The sequence below is a fragment of the Phormidium pseudopriestleyi FRX01 genome (assembly GCF_017313335.1).
In the GTDB taxonomy this organism is placed as follows: Bacteria; Cyanobacteriota; Cyanobacteriia; order Cyanobacteriales; family Laspinemataceae; genus Laspinema; species Laspinema pseudopriestleyi.
This window is the reverse complement of sequence record NZ_JAFLQW010000071.1, coordinates 1-6,082: the sequence shown is the minus strand read 5'-3', so window position 1 is coordinate 6,082 and position 6,082 is coordinate 1. Positions and strand designations below refer to the sequence as shown.

General features: G+C 46.8%; 5 protein-coding genes. 1 reads left to right on the top strand and 4 read right to left on the bottom strand.

Translation table 11 applies throughout. The features are described 5' to 3' along the window. Positions 1 to 377: 377 nt before the first annotated feature. Positions 378 to 1,820, bottom strand: a complete 1,443-nt coding sequence (locus J0895_RS03070; RefSeq protein ID WP_207086663.1) for a DUF1565 domain-containing protein — start codon at positions 1,818 to 1,820, stop codon at positions 378 to 380. Between the two features lie 443 nt (positions 1,821 to 2,263). Then, positions 2,264 to 2,749 (bottom strand): allophycocyanin subunit alpha-B, encoded by a 486-nt coding sequence (gene apcD, locus J0895_RS03065; RefSeq protein WP_207086664.1) that lies wholly within the window; start codon positions 2,747 to 2,749, stop codon positions 2,264 to 2,266. Positions 2,750 to 2,828: 79 nt separating this feature from the next. Between apcD and rlmD the strand changes: the two genes are divergently transcribed. Next, entirely contained in the window at positions 2,829 to 4,259 is a 1,431-nt protein-coding gene (rlmD, locus tag J0895_RS03060; RefSeq protein WP_207086662.1) for a 23S rRNA (uracil(1939)-C(5))-methyltransferase RlmD, read from the top strand. A gap of 164 nt (positions 4,260 to 4,423) precedes the next feature. Here the strand turns inward: rlmD and J0895_RS03055 are convergent, their stop codons facing one another. Both J0895_RS03055 and J0895_RS03050 read right to left on the bottom strand, forming a co-directional pair. Further along, the gene (locus tag J0895_RS03055) at positions 4,424 to 5,575 is read right to left on the bottom strand and encodes a patatin-like phospholipase family protein (protein ID WP_207086661.1); all 1,152 of its coding nucleotides are present in this window, start codon (positions 5,573 to 5,575) and stop codon (positions 4,424 to 4,426) included. Positions 5,576 to 5,847: 272 nt separating this feature from the next. After that, positions 5,848 to 6,082, bottom strand: a 235-nt coding sequence (locus J0895_RS03050) for a hypothetical protein (protein WP_207086660.1), incomplete at its 5' end; no start/stop codon positions are given.

The window sequence follows — 6,082 nt, the reverse complement described above, 5'->3', positions numbered from 1 at the left end:
TTTGTCATTTGTGGTTTGTCATTTGTTGTTTGTTGTTGGTCTCTTGTGACTTGGTTCTGCCGAGTCACGCACAATTGGAGGCTCTGCCTCCAGTCATTTAAGCCCGACATAATGATGTGAATTAGCCTAATCACACCTAAAGTAAAATCAACCATTACAACAGTTAATTTCTATAGCAATCCTAAATGATTTATGCCCTCTCCTGCTCCCCTCTCCTTGTAGGAGAGGGGTTGGGGGAGAGGTCTGATTCCACAACTGATTTAGGCTTGCTATATAACAAAAAAGACGCAGAATAAACCGCGCCTTACTAGAGGCAAATTGCCCCAAGGTATTGAGGAGAAAATAAACTAAAGAAAGAGTGGCGATCGCCTGCACCGTTATTGAGTTACCCCCGTGACAAACCACAATCCCAATGCCGGTTGTAGATTTTGGGCCACCGATTCTAAGGGGGCGATCGCCTCCTCACCAAACTCTTGCACCGGATTGCCCTTGCCTTCCACACTAAAAGCAATCAACTGCCGCAAAACTTGAGTCGGGTCACTAGCATTAAATCCGCTCAACGTAAACAACATATTATCCGGCTGACAACCGTCTTGTAAATCCTTCACTAAACAAATCACCCGGTCATTATTCACCCGTCCCGTTGCAAATAACATTTTATGCAATTGACCCCCATAAGCCGTCACCTTTTGGTTTAACTTCTGGGTCACTTCATTGCAGCGATTTTCAGGTAAATCCACCTCCGAACTCTTCCAAACAATCATCGCTTGGGGAATCGAGGCATACCCTTGTTGGGCCACCGTTGCGTAATTTATGCCGTAGGGTTCGCAGGTAAAATAAGCCTGTTGAACGCCATTAGGTTCTTCCGGAGTCGGCGGAATTCCCTGGGGATTGCGGGCAATTAATTGATTTTCCCGTTCGTTGCCGCGAAACGTATTACTAGCTGCAATCTGAGGCTGAGATTCGGCGATCGCCACTAACCCATAATCGCTATTATTTTCGATAATATTCCCCTCTAAAATCGGACGCGCCGCTTGCGTCACCACAATCCCAATCCGATTTTGATGAATGTGATTCCCCGCAACCACCGGGGCGGCATTATGCCCGATCGCCAGGGCAAAACCCGTATCCTGAAACACATTCCGGCGAATTTCCCCTTTCGACTCCTTGGTTACCGAAATTCCATTTCCCCCATTATACATAAACTGATTATTTTCGATAATCGGTTGAGCCGTCCCCGATACAAAAATACCCTCACGATTATTATTAGTAAAGGTACTATTTCTAACAATCGCATTGGCATTTTCTATCCAAACACCAGTCCCATAAGCATTAGGGTTCGTAACGGTCACCCCGAGAATTTGGCTACTATCTCCGGCTAATATCGTAATATTTTGACCCGCCCAAATTCGGCTGAGATGGGTATTTCCTCCGGTAATCACCACCCCATCCCCGCGACCACTTTCATCCCCGCGCAGAATCACTCCCGGTTGCAGTTTCAAGGGAAAAACTTCCCCTGCATGATAGCGTCCCGAGGCCAATTGAATCACGGTTCCCGACTGCGCCCGTTCCAAAGCAGCAGTAATAGTTCTTAACGCATTCGATTCACTTTGACCAGCACTTACAGAGTCATTTCCCCGCTTGGGATCAACATAAATAACCCGTTGCTGGGCGTTCATACTCGGCTGAACTGTGGGAACATTTGCCAGGACTTTACCCCCATCTACTCTCTCTCCCTGACTCCCTAGAGTAACCGTTACTGCACTCAGTAACGATAAAGTAATTAGAACAAGGGGATAGCTGCTTATTTTATTCATCATAGACCAGTTCTTGTGGATTATCTTGATAGTAATTGCATCAAATGAACCCTGACGCTACTGATTAGCTGCTTATCTTAATGCCCGTCTAAATAAGCCAATTTTTTATAGATTTTCCGGATCTTTTTTTTATTTACTCAAGGGATTGGGGAGATTGGCATTATAAGGATTAGGGTGGGCAATGCCCACCTGAATTACGGTGGGCAATGCCCACCCTACTGAATTACGGTGGGCAATGCCCACCCTACTGTCCGAATCTTGGGTAGTGCGTGCATCTTGCTGGCTTTCTTTATAACCGATGTAGGGGCGATCACCCTCGCGCCCCTACATTTAGGGTTGTGGGTTGTTTCCCAAAAAGAATAGCGGATAGGTATTAATGCTTGCTGCACTAAGCGCTATCCGCTACAATCTAGCTAATCAAAATTGGATTTGAAATGCTCCTTGACTTAGGACATCGCTTGAACGATGTAGTCAAAGTAGGGGGCAGCAGCATTCGCATCTTCTTGACTCAGAAGCGCCAGGGACGCTTCTTTCAGACAGACAATAGACTCCGCCATTCCCGGCATCGGAACGCCCAGGGCGTTGTACATTTCCCGGGCACCAATGATGCCGATTTTTTCAATCGGATCTTTGTCCCCGGCGAGTACGCCATAAGTGGCTAGACGCAGATACCAACCGAAGTCCCGGAGGCACTGAGCCCGTTGGCGTTGGCCGTAGGCATTGCCCCCCGGAGAGATAAAATCGGGGCGCTTTTGCCAGAGGCGTTTGCTGGCTTGTTCCACAATTTTCTTCTCGTTCTCAGCTAACGTAGTAGCAATTCGTACCCGTTGCTGGCCGGTTTGAAAAAATTGTGTTAAACTGGTGAGTTCCCCGTTCGTCGGATAACGGAGCTCATCGTCGGCTTTGAGAATAACTTGACTGACTACACTCATGGTTTTACAAAACATCGGAGATCCATCTGTTGTAGTTTAGCCATTGAGGGGAACACAAATAAAGAGAGGTAGATTTACAGTGAGTGCCACTAATGGGCAAAACAATTACGCAGTCGGGGATCGACGGGATGAAAATTGGCAGCAAGGTTCCGCGATCGAAGTAGAAATTGAGGATTTGAGCGACACTGGGGACGGGGTGGGGCGCTATCAGGGGCGCGTGGTGTTCGTTCCCGATGCAGTTCCTGGGGATCGCTTACTGGTCCGGCTGGTCAGGGTTAAGCCTCAATATGCCCAGGGCAAGCTCCTAGAGGTCCTAGAACGCGCTCCAAACCGGATCCGCCCTCATTGTATCGTCGCGGATAAATGCGGCGGTTGTCAGTGGCAAAGCGTGGCTTATTCGGCCCAACTCCAAGCGAAGCAAAATCTGGTCACCCAGGCGATCGCCCGGATTGGCGGAATTGAGAACCCCGCAGTAGAACCAATTTTGCCCTCTCCTTCTCCTTTTGGCTATCGCAACAAAGCCACCTATCCCCTCAGTCGATCGCCTTCGGGCAAGGTCCAAGCGGGATACTATGAAAAAAATAGTCATCGCTTGGTTAACTTAAATCAATGTCCCGTGCAGGATCCCAGATTAAATCCTCTCCTGGCTGAGGTGAAACAGGACATTCAGGACCGGGGATGGTCGATTTACAATGAAACGGAACACCGAGGCAATCTACGGCACCTGGCGCTGCAAATTGGTCGCCGTACTGGACAGATTTTGTTGACTTTGGTCTCTGCAAATCGCAAGGTGATGGATATTGAGGCTCAGGCGGAGGAATGGTTGAGTCGCTATCCGGATTTGGTGGGAGTTTGTCTCAATTACAATCCCGACCGGACTAATGCGATTTTAGGGTCAGAAACGCGCTGTGTGGCGGGTCAACCCTATTTTGTGGATGAATTTGCCGGAGTGCAGTTACAACTGCGCTCAGATACGTTTTTTCAGGTGAATCCGGAAATGGCTGAGGTTCTGTTAGAGGCGATCGCCTCGCGCCTGGATTTGCAGGGGACTGAGCGATTGGTTGATGCCTATTGTGGGATTGGGACCTTTACCCTCCCCCTCGCCAAACGGGTAAAAGAGGCGATCGGTTTGGAAATTAATCCCGCTGCGATCGCGATCGCCCAAGAAAATGCTCGACTCAATGGCTTGACAAATGTCTCCTTTCATGAAGGGTTGGTTGAAAAACTATTGCCACAGTTAGAGAGTCTGGGATTACCGGCAGGAGAGAAACCGGATATCGTGTTATTGGATCCGCCAAGAAAAGGGTGCGATCGCAGCGTCCTCGATACCCTCATTCAAATTGCACCTGAACGCATCGTTTACATCAGTTGCAAACCCGCCACCCTCGCCCGGGACCTGAAAATCCTCTGTGATAGCGGAATTTATCGCCTGAGTTGCTTACAACCGGCAGATTTCTTTCCCCAAACCTCCCATGTTGAAGCCGTCGCTTTCCTCGTGGCCCAGGGATAAATTGCCATCAGAGATGATGGGTTTTGGGGAACTCCAAAAAATAAAATAGCAAAAACCCGCACCCTCAAGGGTGGGGGTTTTTATGGAGTACATTGACTCTACTGAATTCCTGTACCGGCTTCAAGAAAAGTAGAGAGATTGTACTCCATTTGTTGTGGCATAGTTTAATGGGATTCAATAAACTGTTGAGTTGCTTCTCGAACAGGAACCCATCCCTCTTTATAGTAGGTTTTACCACAATCAAGATAGCATTCAGCCGCTTCTATTAAGATTGGACAATTCTCTGGGTTGTCAATATCCTCGCTGACTTCTTTCTGCTGATTTTTCATTTCAGCAATGTATTTGTTATAGGGCTTATCTAGCAATTGCCGTAGTCTGCCCGGTTCGGGTTCTCCTTTGAATTGCTCGTTTAAATCGAAATTCAACCGGAGATGATCTTCCCCCGCACTTTCTAAAATTTGGGAGCAAATATCTTCGGAATTTTTCGCATGAGGGTTCATGAAAATGTTTGGCAAATTCTTAATCCATCCTAGTGCTCCCCATTCTTTGATGTCTTGATATTCGTAGGGACGACTTGTATTGCCCGTTCCAATGGATAAAACAGCAATATCGCTCAATTGTAATCCGTTCTTTTTGTGGGTCAACAAGGCATGAGCAATTGCAACTAATGAAGGGTTGTTACAGGACACGCCCCCATCAATATGGGGGAGCGTTTGGTCGGCATTATAAGGAAGTTCATAAGGCGGGAAAAATGTAGGTGCCGATGCTGATGCTGTGCAGATTTTCCAGAGTTCGATGTTGTCGTACCATGTTTCAGCGTTGCTATCCAACCCCTTTCCCGGATCAGCATGATTATTACAAAACCATGTGGTATTCCGGGAATAAACGTCATAAGCAGGAATCAAAATATTGGGTTGAACTATCTCGCACATTTTTGGCGTTCGATGCAACGTCTTGTGAACTAATTTTTGTTGCAAGACTTTGGCTAAACCTCGCTCTCCCTCTTCATGGGGATATAAAACGTCGCTGCCAAATGCTTGACTAAGTTTTCGCCATTTTCGCTGCTTACGAATTGATTCTAGGAAAATGTCTGTTCCATCTGTTTTGTAAATATCAATCATGTCGTGGGCATCCATCTGACAAGCAATACCCCCTGTCAAAATTGACCCAGTGGATGTCCCGGCAACCAAATCAAAATATTCATGCAGTTTTTGTCCCTTCTTCTCTCTGATGGTATCTTCTACTTGCTTTAAAAGAATGGCGGACAAAACTCCCCGAATGCCGCCCCCATCTAAGCTGAGAATTTTGAATGTCATGTTGTTTCTTCCTCTAAATCTTGGGATAGACTAACTAGCCTTAACTGACGAGTAAGACCACGAAAATAAACCTTTTCACCTGAAGTTATCTTCTATTTACTCGTTCATAGAAGCTCACTGAAGTTGATGGGCTGAAAATTTAACGCCCACCGTTATTACAACACGCTGATGTTTGCCCTCGTGTTTGAGTAGTGTATAACTTGATAAAAAACTAGCTGAACTTACAAAAAAATACCGATTTTTTAAAAGAGTATTTTTGTCAATCCGAGAAATTACGGATTTTTAGAGGGCAATAACAAACCGATGAGGGAGACTTGTTCGGACTCTGACTGGCTAAAGAGTAAAGAACGAGCACAGGAGGAAGAGCGATCGCTTTCCTTACTCCCCAAATTGTACGCAAATAACTGTGGAACTATATAGCCCGTCTCAATCCTTCTGACAATGGATCCTACGCCTAAGCGTCGTCGCCGTGCGTAAAACCTGCGCTTGTCCTCCGATGTGCGGCGA

What these genes read in the sequence shown, in the direction of transcription:
- J0895_RS03070 (WP_207086663.1), bottom strand. Translation starts at nt 1,820, where the DNA reads ATGATGAATAAAATAAGCAGCTATCCCCTTGTTCTAATTACTTTATCG.
- apcD (WP_207086664.1), bottom strand. Translation starts at nt 2,749, where the DNA reads ATGAGTGTAGTCAGTCAAGTTATTCTCAAAGCCGACGATGAGCTCCGT.
- J0895_RS03055 (WP_207086661.1), bottom strand. Translation starts at nt 5,575, where the DNA reads ATGACATTCAAAATTCTCAGCTTAGATGGGGGCGGCATTCGGGGAGTT.